The organism is Marinicella gelatinilytica, assembly GCF_026410405.1.
In the GTDB taxonomy this organism is placed as follows: Bacteria; Pseudomonadota; Gammaproteobacteria; order Xanthomonadales; family Marinicellaceae; genus Marinicella; species Marinicella gelatinilytica.
Window position 1 is genome coordinate 1 of the sequence record NZ_JAPMLN010000001.1, and the last position, 19,766, is coordinate 19,766.

At 42.4% G+C, this 19,766-nt stretch carries 5 protein-coding genes and 1 rRNA gene; all 6 read left to right on the top strand.

Going from position 1 to position 19,766, the window contains the following annotated elements; translation table 11 throughout:
• The first annotated feature begins 24 nt into the window (after positions 1-24).
• The 6 genes from rrf (at position 25) to OS173_RS00030 (ending at position 19,763) form a co-directional block, all read left to right on the top strand.
• Positions 25-139, top strand: a 5S ribosomal RNA gene (gene rrf, locus OS173_RS00005).
• Between the two features lie 379 nt (positions 140-518).
• Positions 519-1,085: a hypothetical protein gene (locus OS173_RS00010; protein ID WP_267182213.1), complete on the top strand. Its 567-nt coding sequence runs from the start codon at positions 519-521 to the stop codon at positions 1,083-1,085.
• 276 nt (positions 1,086-1,361) lie between these two features.
• Positions 1,362-3,050 (top strand): M14 family metallopeptidase, encoded by a 1,689-nt coding sequence (locus tag OS173_RS00015; protein WP_267182214.1) that lies wholly within the window; start codon positions 1,362-1,364, stop codon positions 3,048-3,050.
• Between the two features lie 344 nt (positions 3,051-3,394).
• The gene (locus tag OS173_RS00020; RefSeq protein ID WP_267182215.1) at positions 3,395-16,957 is read left to right on the top strand and encodes a beta-propeller fold lactonase family protein; all 13,563 of its coding nucleotides are present in this window, start codon (positions 3,395-3,397) and stop codon (positions 16,955-16,957) included.
• On the top strand, positions 16,954-17,961 hold the full coding sequence (locus OS173_RS00025) for a peptidylprolyl isomerase (protein ID WP_267182216.1): 1,008 nt from the start codon (positions 16,954-16,956) through the stop codon (positions 17,959-17,961). Before OS173_RS00020 ends, OS173_RS00025 begins: the two co-directional genes overlap by 4 nt.
• Entirely contained in the window at positions 17,958-19,763 is a 1,806-nt protein-coding gene (locus OS173_RS00030) for an HAD family hydrolase (RefSeq protein WP_267182217.1), read from the top strand. Before OS173_RS00025 ends, OS173_RS00030 begins: the two co-directional genes overlap by 4 nt.
• The last annotated feature ends 3 nt before the right edge of the window (positions 19,764-19,766 follow it).

Genomic DNA, 19,766 nt, shown 5'->3' on the forward strand with positions numbered 1-19,766 from the left:
GAACATCTCTTAAGCGACCAGTTTTCTGGTGAAAATAGAGCTATGGTACCACCTGATCCCATCCCGAACTCAGAAGTGAAACGTAGCATCGCCGATGGTAGTGTGGGAGTTCCCATGTGAGAGTAGGACATCGCCAGGATTTTATTTAAAGAAAAGCCTCAACACAAGTTGGGGCTTTTTTTTGTGATTAATAAAACAGAGTATGCAGTGATTTCAACATTTATATGATTGGATAACTTGTTTAACTCTGTAAAAACAAAGCCAATCATGAATAACCAAAGATTTTAAATTTATGCTATATTAATAGAGTCCTTTGCATAAATCGTGAATCGTGTTAAAACTAAAAGTAGGGCTTTTGGAAGGCAGTCTAAAATTCCACCAGTCTACGTTATGAAACTTACTAATAACGGCGTATTGGATTAAATTTTATGCTTTAACTGGTGAAATTTTAGCTCTTTTTACCTTCGATCCAGAATTATGCAAAGGTGTCTGGTAAAGATTTTTTAGGGGGTTAAGCGATGTCAGTTTCATTAGCTAGTTTGTGGTTACCAATTTTATTGAGTGGTGTGTTTGTCTGGATTGCCAGTGCTTTCATTCATATGGTCTTGAAATACCATAATTCAGATTATAAGCAATTAAATCAAGAACACGAAGTTGCAAAGGCTTTACGTCAATCTGCAGATAATCCCGGACTTTATAGCACACCATATTGTTCTGATATGAAAGAAATGAACGATCCTGCGGTGCAACAACGCTTTAAGGATGGTCCAGTTGTGATGATGACTGTAATGAATAAAGGTATGCCGCCTATGGGTAAATTGTTGGGTCAACAGCTGTTGTTTTTTATTTTTGGCAGTATTTTAATTGCCTATATTGGAACAATGGCCTTACAACCCAGTGAAGAGTTTATTCATGTTTTTCATGTTGTGTTTGTCGCAGCTTTTTCTGTTTATGCCTGGGCTTCCGTTCCATATAGTATCTGGTTTGGCTATCCATGGTCTGTCACGGTTAAATATTTTATTGATGCGGGAATTTATGCTGTTGTTATCGGTATAACATTTGCTTGGCTTTGGCCGACAATTTAGTGTCATAACTCAATCATAAAAATATCTTCAATTGATACGTAAATTTTTAAAACATTCACCACAGTAAAAATTGATGTTTGATTGACAAAAATTTGATTAACTAATCACTGCCTGTAAAAATCACCAAAGACATATTTATTAGAACGGGTATTTATGTCCTTCTTATGGGTTGAAAATATGTAAGTCAGTTATCCCAGGGTTTAATTACAATTTTTTAATGGATTTATATTTATGTGTCACTTGAAAAATATTTTGCATATAATTTTATTATTATTTTTGACCAATGCAAACTCTAAAACCCAATTACAAACCCCTTTTGAACAAGGCAACGGTAACCAAACAGCAAGCTATGAGCAGATAATCAATTTTTATCATCAACTCGCTACAAATTACAAAAGTATTTCAATAGAAACTGTAGGTATCACAGATGCTGGATTACCTTTGCATATAGTGACTTATCGACCGAATACGGGTTTTTCTGAAAAAGAAAATAATACTGATTTACTGACTATTTTAATTAACAATGGCATTCATCCCGGTGAGCCTGATGGTATTGATGCCACCATGATGCTGTTTCGTGATTATGCTCAGGGCACTATAAAGGCAGCAAAGAACACGCTTTTAGTGACGATTCCTGTCTATAACGTTGGCGGTGCGTTAAACCGTAATACAACAACACGCACCAATCAGAATGGTCCCGAAAGCTATGGTTTTCGTGGCAATGCCCGAAATTATGACTTAAACCGGGATTTTATTAAAGCCGATACCCACAATACACGCGCATTTATGGAGATATTTCATCGCGTTAATCCCGATGTGTTCATTGATAACCATGTCAGTAATGGTGCGGATTATCAATATGTGTTAACGCATTTAATGACGCAACATAATAAACTGGGTGGTGAACTCGGTGAGTTTTTAAAAAATAACTTTCAGCCCAGCGTGGAAAACGAGCTGACAAAGAAAGGCTGGCCCATCACGCCGTATGTCAATGTTTTTAACCGACCACCTGAAAAAGGTTTTAATCAGTTTTTTGATAATCCACGTTATTCCACGGGTTATACCACTTTATTTAATACCCTGGGAATGATGCTTGAAACCCATATGCTAAAACCGTATGCCGAGCGTGTAAAAGGCAGTTATATTTTCATGCATACCGTCATTAGACAGGCAGATAAATCACATCAGTTGATTAAAGATTTACGCAAGAAATCCTTTGCCCATTATCAGGTTGGGGATCAATATCCTTTGCAGTGGCAGTTGTCTGAAGAGAAATTTTCAATGATTAATTTTCTCGGTTATGAATCAGAAGAAATAATCAGTGATGTAACCGGTTTACAGCGACTTAAATATCACCGCAATAAACCTGTTAAGCAACAAATTCGCTACCAGGATACCTATGTACCGACATTATCTGTCACCATTCCTAAAGCCTATCTGATTCCACAAGGATGGCACCAGGTCATAGATTTATTAAAGAGTAATCGTATCTATATGAAACCGTTTAATCAAGACACCGTACTGACTGTCGAGACCTATCGAATTCAAGATTATTCAACGCAAACGAATGTTTTTGAAGGTCATTATGTTCACGATACCGTGACCCTTGATAAATCTACAGAGCGCGTTCAATTTAAGGCCGGAGACTTTTATGTCCCAAGCAATCAAAAAGGTGTCCGATATTTACTTGAAACCTTAGAACCCGAAGCCACCGACTCCTTTTTCAGGTGGAATTTTTTTGATACGATATTGACACAAAAAGAGGGTTTTTCTCCCTACGTCTGGGAAGACAAGGCTCGACAACTGTTAAAGGAAAACCCATCGTTAAAACAAGCCTTTGAAACCAAGAAAAAACAGGATGAGGTTTTTTCTAATAACGCTTATTTGCAATTACAGTGGCTGCATCAACACAGCGAACAGTATGAAGCTGCGCACAGACAATATCCTATTTATCGACTTAATTAGCACGTTTGTTTTGTTTCAAGCAGTATTTGTCAAAAGTTCAGTCAAATTGAGGCACAATTAGGGTTATGAACACCATCAATAATTTTTTATGCTATTTATAAAGTCCTTAATTATAATAAAAAACTTGCTAATAGGATTTTATTTTGATTAAATGTTTTTAGGTCATTACAAATTTGTAATGAGCGGGGGATAATAAAATGTGTGTAATTAATCAATATTTTCTGAGATTTCTATACCTAAAATAGACTGCCTAACTTACTAAGGCGGTTTTTTTGTGTCTGCTGTTCAGAACTTTTTTGCAATGACAAAAATAATTATTTGTCAGCTTAATAGTGGGAAAACACATGTTTCTGGGCACATATAAAAAACTTTCAGGTCTCGCCTTTCTGGCGTGTTCGTTATTTTCCGTCTCGGTCTGGGCCGATGACATTGCCGTCAGTATTTCAAAAAATCCGACTAACTTCACGCCCGGAGCATCAGCTTCAAACGCGTATGAAATTATGGTCAGTAAAACTGGCACAGGCACTGTTTCAGGTATTGAGGTTGATCTTTCTTTTGCTTCCACATCTGGTGTAAATGGTTTTAACTGGAGTTGTTCCGGTGTTGGAAGTTCTGCTTGTGTTTCTGCAAGCGGTTCGACCAATAATGCCATGGATACCATCACCATGACTTTGGATGGCACTAATGCGGTGACCATCGAATTAACCGGTGTTGATTATGAGGCTGAATTTTTCCAGGATTTAAATTTTTCGGTTGACTTGATCGATGAAGGTAGTGGTAATACTGATAATAACGCCAGTAACGATTCAGACAGCAAAACCATTAATCGTGCCTCAGAAACTGACATCAGTTTAACTGTTAGTGATTCTCAAACCACGTATACACCGGGTGAAAACAGCACCTATATCATAAAAGTATCCAACATCGGACCAAGTGCAGCCAAAGACCTCAATGTCAGTGATTTTGTGGCCACTGGTTTTAACATAACCGCTTGGCAATGTACGCCTTATACAACACCGGTTGCTAACAGTATTTGCTCAAGTAATGGTGGAAATAACGCCAATGTCAATCCAACCTTACAGCTTGGTGTTAATGATATTGCCACCATTACAGTGAATGCAGATTATGCGTCCTCGGCGACTGCAGACCCCATGGATTATGAAGTGCGTGTTGTACTTGGGGACACGCAAGCCACTGACCCAAACAATACCTCACCACTGAGTCAAAAAGACAGCAATACGCCAATTTTTGAAAGTCAATTGGATGTGATGGTAGAGACCTCACCTGTAAGCACTGAATACGTGCCCGGTGATAATCAGGTTTACACGGTTACTGTAACAAACAACGGTCCCAGTGACGTTAATAATGTGTCGGTGGTGGATAATAATCCAACACCGATAACATCGATATCGTGGAACTGTTCAGCCAGCACTGACAGTCACTGTGATTTAGGCAGTGATAATAACTTCATCAATACCACTGTTGATTTGGAGAGTGGTGGTGTGGCGACTTTTACAGTGACAGCTCAATACGATTCAGGTGCCACCTTAAACCCTTTGGTTTATGAAGTAACCGCCACCAACCCGTCAACGCATACACCAAGCACTGCGGTGACAGGTAGCGTTTCATTGCAACCGAATCCATTTTCACAATTCACAGTGTCCTTATCAGACAGTGACACAAAATATATACCCGGAACCACAGGACGAACATATATTTATACACTCACCAACATTGGCCCTTCTGATGCCATTGCTGTGAATGTGACCGATAATGCTTTACCTGAGTTTGAAAGCATTGCTTGGAGCTGTGATAAACAAACAAGTGGTACAAGTTCTTGTGATGATGCCAGTGGTACAACTGCCATTGATACAAGTGTTAACGTGGTAGCAGGTGAAACCTTGACTTTTACCATCGTCGTTGATTATTTCTCTAGTGCAGTAACCAATCCATTGGTTTACACCATAACAGCCGACAACCCGAACAACACTTCAGTTCCGCAATCAGTTGCCAATGACAGTGACGATTTGGAACGTCATGTCGATTTATCTATCAGCAAGCTGGGTAAAGTCGGCTCGCTGGTTCCTAATGAACCATTTACTTACGTTATAACAGTGGCCAATGCCGGCCCCAGTGATTTGGGTGCAGGTACTTTGCCCGGTGGTGATCCGGAGATTGGCACCTTATTAACTGACCAGCTGGATTCCATGTTAATCGATCACCCGACCAAGTGTTCCAATAATAATAGTGAACCCTGTTGGGAGTGGTGTGAATCTGATGAAGGTATTCCAGATAGTCAAATCAGTCCTGAAAACTGTTCCAGTAATGTTGAAGTTTCTTCCGCATCAGGCACGTTGCTAAATGTGCCGATACAATTATCAGCAGGAAGCCAATCTCAAATTTTTATACATACCCGTATTGCCAATGGTACTTATACAGAGTGTGACAGTAACATTGCCGGTAGCAATGAAATCTGTAACAGTGCACAAATAACTCTTCAGGATAGTGAAACCATTGATGCTGGTGGTCATATAAAAACTGATTTCACCAGTAATGAAATTGTTATTGGTACTGACTTAGTTGTTAGCAAAACGGATAACCAATTAACAGCGACACCCGGTAGCCAGGTAACGTATGAAATTGAAGTTACTAATGACGGTTATATCAATGTTGGAGGCATCTCAGTTGTTGATATATTACCTACATTTCCGCACCATACCGCAGGACTTATTCCCGGTACGATTCAGTGGTTTTGTGAGACCAATGATGTTGGTGCCTGTTGTACGTCCGGTACAGCAGCTTGTGGGTTAAATGCGCCAACGACGACAATCGTAGATGATGAGCTGCATGCCACCGTCGATTTAGCTGCTCAAACTTCAGTTAAATTTACAGTTGTTGGTACCATTGACAGTCAAGCCTCAGGCACCCTGAGCAATACTGCAGAAGCTGTTTTACCTGCTAATATTTTAGAAGCAGATCCTTCAAACAACAGCGCCGAAGATACCACTGATTTAGTGGGTTCTTCTGATATTGAGTTGCGCAAGAATATTATTGCCTCAGCCGTCAATAATAATTCAGATGTGGTTGATTTGACATACGAGATTCGTGTTAAAAATCTAGGTCCGTCACGAGATACAAATATACAAGTGATGGATAATCTCAATAGCAGCAAATTGGATTTAACCACGGCGTCATGGACTTGTGAGGTCACTGGAGTCGGCTCTTGTCTTCAGCCGGGTCCGATAACTGCAACCGGTATAAACACAGAGGTGGATTTAGCTGTTAATTCAGAGGCTGTATTTACAATTCATGTCAGTACACTTTCAGGTGCCAATGGTCAGGTCTATAACAGTGGCAAAACCACAGCTTCAGGTGTTGATGATAATACACTTAATAATGAAGACTATGCTGAATACTCGCTTTCGGGACAAGCAGAATTACTGATTGATCATGACGATGCCAGAACCACTGCGGTTCCTGGTGATGTCATATCTTACACCATGCGCATTTCGAATCAAGGTCCAGATGATTTATTTGGTGCTCAGGTAGAGAATATATTCCCGCCACAATTACAAAATATCAACTGGACATGTGATGCTGTCTCACCGATACCGGGTGATTTAACCTGGATGCAAAATTCACTGAAAACACTGCCCGGTTCAGCCATGGGTATCAGCCATGACGGTAGTCACATTTATGTGGGCAGCCCCGATACTGATGGTGCAGGACCTATTCATGGTGGTATTCAAGTTTATGAGCGAAGCACTTTATTAAATAGTCAGTTTGGACAAATTTTTAATATTCAAGAGTTGAAGCAAGCTGAAAATGGTCTTGAAGGAATCGAAATGCCAAAACAAATTGTGGTCTCTCCATCAGATCGATTTGTGTATGTGTTATCGCTTAATGAATCAGGCAATGTACCAATTGCGGAGGTGGCTGTATTTGCGCGTGTCAAAGACTCCCAGGCTTCAGATTTTGGTGAATTAAGTTATCAAGGCATTGTCACCGATCACATGCCGGAAGCACCTCAAATGATGCAAATAAGCCCAGATGGTAAGCATGTATATTTAAGTGGTGATGGTTTAATTCAGGTATACAATCGTGATGCAAATACCGGGGCTTTAAGCTTTAAAGAAACCGTGAACCATGCCAATGCCGGTGCCATTATTATGAGTTATGACGGTACAGCGTTGTATGTGGCGGATGCTCATGGTGCTAATGTGACTGCTTATAGCCGCAACAATGACAATCAATCGCCTCAGTTTGGTGCTTTAGTTGATTTAAACGTTTCAGTCACATTATCTGGATTATCCGCTATTCATGATATGGCCATGAGTGGTGACGACAGGCATTTATATTTAGCTGCAGAAGGTAGCCAACAAGCCTTAGTAATTAGTCGAGATGTATCTGACAACAGTATTTCTTTGACGGTTTCTTATGCAGGCAGTGATTTAAATTTTCAGGGTACGGAAACGCTTGCTGGGGTAGAGGCTGTTTCAGTGAGTGCTGACGGTGAGCATGTTATTTATGCCAATCACAATGACTCATCCATGTATGTATTATCTAGAAACAGCCAAGGTTTTTTGAGCCGGAGTCAACAAGTCACATATACCGGGTTAGCCGGATTGAGCGATGCTCAGTTTACTCCTGACGGGCGTCATGTACTGACCACAGCGCGCGGCAATAACCCAAAAACACTGTCTGTTTTTGAACGTCGTCAACCTGACCCATTATTTGCTTTTATGGAATCTGAGCGTAATGGTGATTATCTTTCCGGTCAGTCCGGTGGCCAGGTGGACGGCTTATTGGGTGCCAGCGCCATCGTTATGAGTCATGACGGCAAAAATATTTACGCCACCGGTCTTGGTAGTGATGCAGTGGTTCAGTTTAGACGTGACTCAGACAGTGGCACAGTACCGGCAACCGCTGCAGATCACTTAACTTTTGAACACAGTTATTTTAATAATTATGGCAATTTTACAGACCTCAAAGATCCTGACAGTATCGCCATTACACCCAATGATCAATTTGTGTTTGTGGCCAGTTCAGACCAAAGTACTTTAACTGTATTAGAACGTGATAATCAGGGTGATTTGAGTTTTGTTACCAGTTATGCACACCAAGCCAATCAAGATGACGGACTGTTGGGTGTATCAGATATGGTGATTGACAACAGTGGCCAAAATCTTTATATAACAGCGCGTTATCAAGCATCAGTAAGTCATTATAAAATTGCAAATGATGGCAGTTTAAGCTTGCAAAGTAGCATTGCTAATGGTGATCCCGGGGTATCCGGTTTAGCAGGAGCCATGGCATTAACTTTATCGCCGGATCAAGCACATGTATATGTGGCATCTGCGATAGATGATGCTGTGGTTATTCTGTCGCGAAATGTCAGTAATGGAGGTTTGCAATTTAAAGGTCGTAATTTGACTGCCGGAGATCAGCCTCGGGATGTGGCGGTCAGCAATGATGGCGCCCACATTTATGTGGTATCAGCCAACGACAGCAAAATTTCAATTTTTCAGCGCATAGCTAACCCCGTCAGCGATCAGTTTGGTCAGTTGTCACTGATTAAAACCTATCAAGATGGCACCGGCGGTTTTAACTACCTAAGCGGTGTTAGACGCATTGCCATTAGCCCGGACGACACCCGCATTTATGTGGCGGCAGAATTTGACGATGCCATTACTATATTAGACCGAGATGACAATCCCAACAGTGCCAGTTTTGGTTATTTAACCGTTGTTGAAACTCAGTTAGATGGTTTAAATAGCGATTATGATTATGCCCAGCCTTATGACTTAATCACCAGCTATGATGGCCGGCATGTCTATGTGGCAGGTTTTGCTGATCATGCCATTAATGGTTTTATATTAGGTTCCGGCTCCAGTTGTGCAGCTCAAGGCAGTGGTAATATTCAAGACCGTGTCGATATTGGAGCCAATGGTACCTTGACCTATCATATTGATGCCACCATTCGGCCCAATGCAGTGGGCCAATTAATGACCCAAGGTCGTGTTATTCCGCCGCCTAATTTCACCTTTATTAATAATGCGGATAATTGTCCCACAGACTCGACTCAGGATGTCTGTGATGCGGATTCCACCGCTTTAACCCCGATGTACGATTTAAGCTTAAGTAAAGACGATGGTCGTATCTCAGCGGTACCGGGTCAAAGCAGCGTTTATGAAATTGTGGTCAGTAATCATGGACCCAGTGACGCCATCAGTCGCCAGCAAGAAACGATTCAGGTTTTCGATGTGCTTAATCAAAAATTTGATTCTAATTCCGTTAGTTGGACATGTGAAGCCATCGGTTCAGGTTCCTTACAACAAACCCAGGTGATACTTAACAGTGACAGTAATGTATCAGGTTTATTTGGGGTTGCGGCAACTGCCTATAGTGAAAACCTGGCAGGATTGGGTCCTCATTTATTAACCGTCAGTGTTTTAGACAATACCGTCAGTGCATTCGCTGTTGATGAATTAACCGGTGAATTGACACAGGTGGCTCATTTAGCTGCAGATGGTTTGAATTATTTAGCCGGTGCCAGAGATGTATTGGTGCTTGATGATGATATTTATGTGACTTCACAAGTGGCCGATGCCGTTGTGCAAATTTCTGCGGTGGAGAATGGCGGAAGCTTGCAGCTGCAATTTCAACAAGCCCATCATTTTGCAAACGGAATCATCGGATTAAATCAAGCTTTGGCACTGGCAGCTTCGGCTGATGGTGCCTACCTTTATGCCGCTGGCGCCAATGATGCTTCCTTGGTGGTATTTAGAAGAGATTTAATTAGCGGTACCTTAACATTTGTTGAAACCATTCAACAGGGTATGAATGGTGCGGATGGTTTATCCGGTATTAATGATGTGGCTGTTGCTCAAGATGGTTTGTCTGTTTACACATTAGGTCTCAATCAATCAGCCATTGGAATTTATCAAAGGGACACAAGCAATGGTGAATTAAATTTTCAGGTATTAATTGATGAAACATTGACCGGGGTTAATATGTCCGGTTTATCTGCCATATTGGTGAGTGGCGATAACCGTCATGTGTATGCTACGTCCGCCGGTCAAAACAAACTCTTTGTGTTTTCACGTGAAATCACCCACGGCAGTCCAAATTATGGTGAAATTAGTTTATTGGCTACGGTTTCGCAAGGTCATGACAATGTTGTTGGATTATTAAGTCCTGCTAACCTTAATTTAAGCGCCGATGGTCGTCACTTATATGTGGCTGCAGAGCAAGCTGATGCTTTATTGTGGTTTAGCCGTGATACCGAAACCGGTTTACTAACATTTGCCGGTATTCTGAGCGATCGTGCCGGTCAGACAGATGGATTAAATGGTGTGATGGACATCGCGATTAGTGATGATGGTTCAACTGTTTATGCGGTCGCCAGTCAAGATCATGCTATTAGTGCTTATCAGCGCCGTGCCGATTCTCAATGTCCCGCATCGGGAACCGGTAACATCAGTTTGAACAGTGACACCGCAGGTGTGCCTGTGAGTATTGCAGCCCAAGGACAAGTTGTGTTTCGTTTGACTGCGGAAGTGGCCAGTAATGCCAGCGGCCAAATTATCAACGAGGCTGGGGTCTTTGCATGTCCCCAAGGTTTTTCTGGCGCCATAACTGATTGTGTCGGATCAGAAACTGATACCAGCAATAATACTGATAATGATATTAATGAGGTCAACACCAGTGCAGACTTAAGTATCACTAAAACGGATGGCTTGGCATTGTATGATGGTTTATTGGGTGCTGTCAGAGTCACTGGTAATAATGAACACCTCTACACAGCAGCACGCGGTGATAATGCCATTGGTGTATTTAGTCGTATCAATAATCAGGGTAGTTTAGAGTTTGGACAATTACATTTTGAGCAGTCTGTCAGCAACGGACAAGCCGGTGTGTCTGGTCTGTTATCGGTTTCTGATGTCATACTGCATCCACAGGGTGAAACGGTTTATGCCGCCGGTAGCGGCGATAATTCTGTGGTGGCTTTTAGACGAGATTTGAATTCTGGTCAATTAAGCTTTTTAGAAAAACAAAGCAGTGGTGTCTTTGGTGTTGAAGGACTGGAGGGTGTGAGTGACTTGGCGATTAGTGCCGATGGTGCGCACTTATACGCCACCGGCCCTTTGACAGGCTCTTTAACTGTCTTTGCGATTGACCAAAACAGCGGTGTTAATGTTGGTCGTTTAAGTTATAAACAGAATTTACAAAATGCCGTGGCCGGTGTTTCCGGGTTAGCGACCATCAGTGATGTGGTTGTGGCGCCTGATGGCAAGCATGTTTATGTGGTTTCAAACAGTGATAATTCCGTATCTGTATTTTTGCGGAATCCAAACGCCAATAGTCAAGGTTATGGTGAGTTGAGTTATGTGCAAACCTATCGTCAGGGCGATTCCGGTATTGGTGGTTTAGTGGGGCCAACCGAAATGATTATGTCGAGCCAAAATGGTGGCGATTTTGTCTATATTTTAGGTGCTGCAGATGCCTCTCTGGTGGTGTTCTCACGTGATCCGAGTAATGGTGATCTGAGTTTTGTTGAATATAAACAAAATGGCACCAGTCAGGTTGAAGGGTTAAGTAATGCCAGCCATTTGGTACTAAGTGCAGATGAATCGGCATTATATGTCGCCGGCCAATTAGAGGACGCACTGGTTCGATTTGATCGTGATATGTTGAACGGAACCCTACAGTTTGCACAAGCGATTCATCAAGGTGACCCATTGGGGCAGCCGGGCGAATCCGTTCGTGGCTTAGATGGTGTCAGTGGTTTATTTGCCACTTCTGATGGCCGTCAGGTCTTCACTGCTGCAGCACAATCCAACGCTTTAAGCAGTTTTTCAGTGGCTGATAGCGGACCTGCTTTAGGTGCTTTAAGTTACGCTTATTCGTTGGTTGACGGAGAAGGTGGTGTGGCCCCCGGTTCACTGGTGACTTATGTCATTATTGCCCGCAATGACGGCCCCAGTGATGCCGAAAAAGTTATTGTTAAAGATATTTTCCCACCTGAGTTTTCCACTGTTAGTTATGAATGTTTTCCGGTTAATGGTGCATCATGTCGGTCAGGTCAAGTCTATCAGGGCAATGTTAACGAAGTTGTTGATTTACCGGCCGGTTCTCAGGTGGAAATTATCGCCACCGGTCAGTTACGACCAGATGCCATCGGTTTATTGTCAAATACCGCCACGGTGATGTCTTCGATGTTGCCTGATTATGCCATCAGTGATCCAAATATGGACAATAATGCTGCCACGGATAACAACACCTTACTGGCACCGGCAGTCGACTTAGTGGTCACAAAAGACAATGGCCTCACTGAGGTTATTCCCGGAACACAAGTGACCTATGAAATCATTGTCCGCAATGAAAATACCTCTCACGTCAGCAGTAATCCGGCTGTATTACCTTCAGATGCTCGGCAGGTACTTGTTACTGATATCGCACCTGAGTCCATCAGTGATATCAGTTGGACATGTTCAGCCTATCCTGAGGTCGGTTTGTTAGAACCCGGTGAAGGTCTGACTGATTTTGTTTACTATCAAGATTTAGACAGCTATGCAGATGTTGTTGTCACGGTCAACGGAGCCGCTGCGTATGCCTTAGGACAGCTTGGTACAAATACGGTTCTAATCAGCTACGAACGTGATTCTCGTGATGGTGAATTGATTGAGGTTCAGCGTATTCTAAGCAGCGACAGTGGTATCAATGGTCTGGTTGGCGGCAATCAATTGGCTCTTAGTCACGATCAGCGTCACCTGTATGTCAGCTCACCGGTGGATGATGCCTTATTGACCTTTTCAATAAATGCTGCTGGTGAGTTAAATTTTGAGCAAGTTTTAATCGATGGCGTTTCCGGTGTCAACGGTTTAGGTGGTGTCGCAGATATTTTAATCTCAGCGGATGATCGCTTTATATATGCCGCCGGTTCATTTGACGACGGTATTGGCATTTTTAGTCGTTCTTTATCAACAGGGTTGCTAACACAACAAGGCTTTATTACCGGAACTGAGGGGCTCAATGGGGTGCAATATTTGGCTCTACATGGTAATGGTCAACTCTTGTTTGCCACCGCTGAACTGAATGAGTCATTAGCCGCATTTGAACGTAATCACAGTGATGGTTTATTAACACCAAAAGCGGTTATTCAGAATTTCCAATTGCCACAAGGTGGTTTATTACAACCCACTGACATCACAACCCTAGATAATAGGGTACTGGTAACAGATGGCAGTGGAAATCAGTTGACTGTATTTAATTACGAGGGTGATACAGACCAATGGTCAGTTGATCAACAGCTGGCATTGCCTAACGCGTCCAATCCATCGGCTGTTGTCACAGCCCATCAAGGTCAACAGGTTTATCTGGCTTCGGCGGGATTAGAAGCGGTGAGTTTACACCCATGGCGATTGGATAACTATCAATCCGCTTCAGCCACTTATGATTCCACTGATAGTGCCGGATTAGTATCAGTACAACGTTTAGTGCTATCTAGTGACGGCGCCTACATCTATGCTTTTGGTGACAATTTGGTGGTCATGGCTGTGCAAGATGGTTCCAGTTGTAAAGCCTCAGGCAAAGGCCAGTTATCTGATGTCGCTGACATTGTCGCCAATGGTTACATTAGTTATCAATTAACCGGTTGGGTGTTAGATAGTGCCACCGGTCAATTAACAAACTCAGCCACGGCCTTAACCCATGCCGATACCATAGAACTTTATCCTGCTGATAATACTGCCACAGACAGCGATATTTTAGAACCACATAGCGACCTTAGTATTACTAAGGATGATGGCTTAAGCGAAGTGGTGGCCGGAACTGATTTAAGCTATACATTAGATGTATTTAGTACCGGTCCAAGTGCGGTATTCCCGCTTTTAGAAGATGATATTCCAATCTTCCCAGGTAGTCCGGCAGGCATGGAAAGTGGTACGGTTCAGTGGACTTGTGAAGCACCTGATCCAATTGGTTTGAACATTGAATATGACAGCAATGATTTTGTTGTGCTTGATGCACCCACTGCCATGCAAATGAATGGTGCCGGTGATCGATTATTGATAGCCGGTGGTTCACCCGCACGAATTTCATTGTTTGAAAAAACCGCTGCCGGTGAGTTGTTATTATTAGACGAAGTGGTGGAGGGTGATAACTTCGGTGAAGATAACACCTTAACCGGTTTAACAGCTGTTTCTGATATACGTTACGATCAACAAGAAGAATTTGTGTATGTGGCTGATACCCACAGTGATGCCATTTACATCTTTACTTTGGCTCATGATAACTTACAGCTCATCGGACAGGTTAATGCCAATGATGATGGGGTTGTGGGTTTACTTGATCCGGTTAAACTACTAATCACGCCAGATAATTCTGGCATGTATGTGGCCGCCAAAGGATCTCATGCCATCACCGTTTTTAGTCGCCATCAAACCACAGGACAATTGACTTTTGTGGAGCGCGTTAAAGATGGTTTCGGGACCATTGTTCCGGCCAGTAATGTCATCATTGGAATTAATGATTTGGCCATGACTCCCGATGGCCGCTATCTTTACACTGCAGCAGGATTTTCAGATGCCATTGCTATATTTTCTAGAAATCTCAGCAGTCAAGTTTTGACTTTCGAAGCAGTACTACGAACAGGCGATAGTAACAATGGTGGTTCCTTGCCAGCTATGGATGATTTGAATCAGCTTATGCTGAGTCCTAATGCGGCGTTTTTATATGCCTTGTCACCTGGTGCTCAGCGGCTTTTGATATTCAGACAAACCCAGCAAACCGGTGCATTGAGCTATGTTGGAAGTATTGATGGTGCCACCAATAATGGTGGTTCATTAATACTGCCTGCCTCAATAACGCTGTCACCTGACAGTGGCAATTTGTTGTTATCCGATGAAATTGGGGCAGCTATAAACTTATATGAAAGGGATGAAAACAGTGGTTTATTGAGTCGTGTAGATACTTACTTTGCCACGGATGATCCAGGCCTAGCGATGACATCGCCGGAATCCATGGTAACAGATGGTGATTATGTATTCACTTTGAGTCCTAATGATAATACCTTGACAGTATTAAGACTAGTCGCCGAAGCAGACTGTTTAACACCATCAGGTCAGGCAGATAATGTGGCGGTCAATCTTTACATGAAACCAATTTCCTCAGCCCAAACAGTGGTCAATGCCCGTGTGCATCCATCAGCACGTGGTGAAATCATTAATCAAGCCACAATCATTATGCCACCGGGTTCTGTGGAAGATAATCCGATTGATAATTTGGCCGAGGATCGCACTCAAATTATTATTGAAACGGATGTCGCGATTAGCAAGTCAGCACCGTTAGAAATTATCGCCGGTGAAACCATTGAGTACATTATTGTTTTAACCAATTCAGGACCTTCTGATGCCTTGGGCGTCCAGGTTATTGATGACTTAGACAGTCATTTAACTCAGGTTAGTTGGGTCTGCGAAGCCACCGGCCGATCAATATGTCAAACACCCAGTGGCAATGGTGATTTAGCCGAAACCGTTAATGTTACGATTGATGGAACGGTTACCTTTACCGTCAATGCGCTGGTTGATCCTTACTTTACCGGTCAAATAAATAATGGTGTTGAAGCGGTGGTGTTTGAAGAAGGCTTTAATACGGATACTGACTTATCCAATAATACATCAAGTGTCACCACTGATGTCAGACAAGAACTTGATATGTCAGTCACCAAAGAATTGTTGACCAATCCGGTTGTCGCGGGTGAAACAGTTGATTTTGAGATTGTGGTTAGCAACCATGGCCCCAGCGCCAGTGATCAGGTTATGATCATTGATACCCTGATGAATGGGTTGAGTCATGCGTTCTGGACATGTACACCAAGCGGTCTTGCGGTCTGTAATTTAAGTGGTCAAGGTGGATTGAATCAGCTGGTTGATATTCCGCCGGGTGAAAAGGTAACGTATTTAATCAATGCCATGTTAAATGCAGACGCCTTAGGCAGCCTTGAAAACACGGCCAGTATCCAAGTACCGAACCCCGTGGTTGACGTTGATTTAAACAATAACAGTGATTCAATATCAGCTGCCATTACGCAACTGGCTGATGTTGAAGTTCAGATTACAGACAACATTGATCCTTTTGATCCGGATTCATCACAACGATTGATTTATAACTTGAAATTGTTAAATCACGGACCATCAACGGCACGAGATGTTTATAGTATCAGTACGATACCTGCTCTACAGGATGATATTTTAATTGTCGCACCGGGAAACAGTTGTCAGTTAAATACAGGTCAATTGATATGTGTTGTTGATGAGTTGGCTGTAGATGATTTCACAAGCACAGATGCCAGCATGTTGTTACTGGCGACCGCACCTGGGCAAGTTGTATTTGAAAGTGAAGTCAGCTCAGCTTATGCGGATCCTTATCTGATGAATAATGAGGCCATTGAAACCACAGATTTAATCTCAGGTATCGATGTGAGAATACAAAAGACCAATAATTTAGAAATTGTGGAACCGGGGGCTTGGGTTGAATACCAAATTACTGTCGATAACATCGGTTCAGTTGATGCCGGTGATGTCATCATTTCTGAGAATTTACCGGCCGGATTGATTCATGCCAGTTGGCAGTGCCAAGCTTATGGCGATGCAATCTGTATTAATGTCAATGAGACTGCAATAACAGGTGGCGCAAATCTACCTGCCGGTACTGCAGTTGTCTTTAGCTTAAAAGCGCAAGTTGATCCGGCGTTGGCTTACACATCTGAAACTGAAGTGGTTAATGAAGTGACTGTACAACTGGTTTCAGGCACTGAAACTTCATTGACAAATAATATCGCTAAGGATATTGATGCCTTAATTCTCTATATTTTCAAAAATGGTTTTGAGCAGGTGATACCATGAAAAAACAGTACATTGTCGTGGCCGCTTTGATGATTATTTCAGGTGCAGCAGGTTGGTTTTTATCCAGCATTAATTGGTCAACAGGCACACCTGAAATAAATGATAAGGTGTTGGCGGTGATTAATGATTCAGTTATTACGGAAGATGATTTCTTGACGCAAATGAAATTACGTGGAGGCAAAAATGCCGGCCAATACCACGACATCAAACAAAAACAAGTATTATTGGAATACTTGATCAATCAAAAGTTATTGATGAGTAAAGCTTTACAGTCAGGTACCGACCAAGATCCTTTGGTACAAAAAATTTATCAACAGACTGTTATTGATAAGTTTTTAGAGGCCGGGCTCAATGACGAATTAACCAAGATAAATGTGACCACGGCTGAAGTCGAACGCTATTTTGAAGAACATAAAAATAGTTATAACCGTCCGGCCAGACGTCGAGGTGCCATTATTTTCAAAAAAACATCCGACGATATGACGAATGCCAATAAACAAGCACTAAAAGATGAACTGTTAGCGGTCAAACAAGCAGCAATTCAGCTGCCTTCACACCAAACACACTTTGGAGAATTAGCGCGAATTCATTCAGATGACCGTGCCTCAATGTATCAGGGTGGCGTTATCGGCTGGCTGATTGAAAGTCCTAACAGAGCCTATAAGTGGCCACAAGCGGTCACAGATACACTTTTTAGTTTGTCTGAAAATGGAGCCTTATCCGATATTGTTGAGACCGATAAAGGTTATTATTTGGTGCGTTTAGTGGGCGCTGAAAATACCAAAGAAACTGAGTTTAAGCTCATCGCCAGCGGTATTAAGCAGAAGATATTATCAGACAAACAAGCGGCTGCCAAAAAAGCATTTTTAGCAGAGATACAAGCCAATGCCCACATTGAAATAAATGAGGCATTATTGCAATCCATTAATCCCATTAATCCAGAGCCGAAAGATGACAGCAACCAACCACCGGCTATGCCCGTTCAAGCAGGAGTTCAACCATGAATAATTACCGCAATAAAATAGTTAATTCTCATAAGCAGGCTTGGTTGAGCATTTATGTCATTTCTGCGGTTTTGATATTGAGCTTTGGTACATTTCAAACCGGTCATGCTGGCATTGCAACGGTTACTCAAACCATCGAATTAGAACCTGGTTGGAATGCAGTATATCTAGAAATACAGCCACAAAATAACAAAATTGAAAGTATTTTTTCGGGTATTCCTGTGGCCAGTGTTTGGCGATGGATCCCTGAAAAATTGGGTCGGGATTTTATTGTAAATCCGGCGGAAGGGTTACTCAATTTAGAAGGTTGGTACGGTTACTTTCCTGAACCTAAACCTGAAGCATTCCTTTCAAATTTATACACCTTATCAGCCAATACCGCTTATTTAATCAAGTTAGAAGGGTCTGTAGCAAAAACCATTGAAATAAGCGGCCAACCTAAGTTTGTTAAGAAAAATTGGCGCACCAACGGCTTTACTCTAACAGGCTTTCCTCTGGTGAAAGGAAGTGAGCCCAGTTTTGGTGACTTTTTTGCCAATTCTTCAGCCCATCAGGGTCAACCCATTTATAAGCTAAATCCACAAGGTGTATGGGAGGCAGTTTCTGATCCATACCTTGAACGTATGAAGTCAGGAGAAGCTTATTGGTTCTACACAAATGGCACTTCACGTTATCAGGGTATGATTAATTTAACCATCCAGCAAGGTGAATCTATGGAATATAAAGAAGCCTTTACTGAAATGGATTTGGTGCTTAGTAACTTAAGTGACGTTACCAATTTTGTAAGCTTAAACCGCTTAGAAGGTTCTTCTCTACCGATGAAATTTTTAAATGAAGACTTAGAAACCGGAGAAATAGCCTGGCCTGATTTACCCATGACCAAAGTTTACGAGATGCAACCGGGCGAAGATTTGGTGGTGACATTGGCTGTCGATCGATTGTCTTTTGTTGAGCAACGCATGGAGCAGGTATTTTCTATAACCAATGAACAAGGTGCAAAGGTTTTGCTGCATGCCGGTGGCAACACCATGCAACCTCTGGTTTTACCTTCAGGCAGCAATCAGCGTGGCACCCTAAAGTCTAATAGCAGTCAAAATTCTTATGCCGGATTATGGGTAGGGACTGTTCGAGTCAACGCGGTCAGCCAAGCACAATCAGGCGGGGTCAACCCTTTACCTGTGGGGAAGCCATTTTCACTACGTGTTTTGATGCATGTTGATGCCACCGGGCGGGTGAAGTTAATTAAAAACATCGTTCAAATGTGGGAGGAGGGCACCTATCGGGTGAGTCCGAAAAACCCGGATTTATTAGAAGTGGATGTCCCCGGGCGATACGTGTTGTTGACCCGGGATGAATTGATTCCAAATTATTCCGGGGTAACACGACGAAGTGGTCAATCGGCCGGCATCCGTTATAGCACAGTGGCCTATGATTTCAATGGGCCTGATATTGAAATGAACGGTGATTTTTCAATGAATAATCAAGTCAATGTCAGTCTCTTGATTGATCCTGATATGCCGACCAACCCTTTTCGTCACAAATTCCATCCTGACCATGATAATTTAGATGCCCAATATTTAAATTACAAACAAGAAGCCTTTCAGGTCACACGTGAAATGGAGTTCGTATTTGGAACCAATAATCCACAATATCCGGATGTTGCTAATCCGCCCGGTTGGGGCGTGAATCTAATGGGTGGGACGTATCGAGAGACGCTCACCGGGTTACACAAAAACGCCATTTTTGTCAGTGGTGACTTTCGGGTCACACGGGTCTCTTCAACTGCGATTTTAAATCAGTAAGGT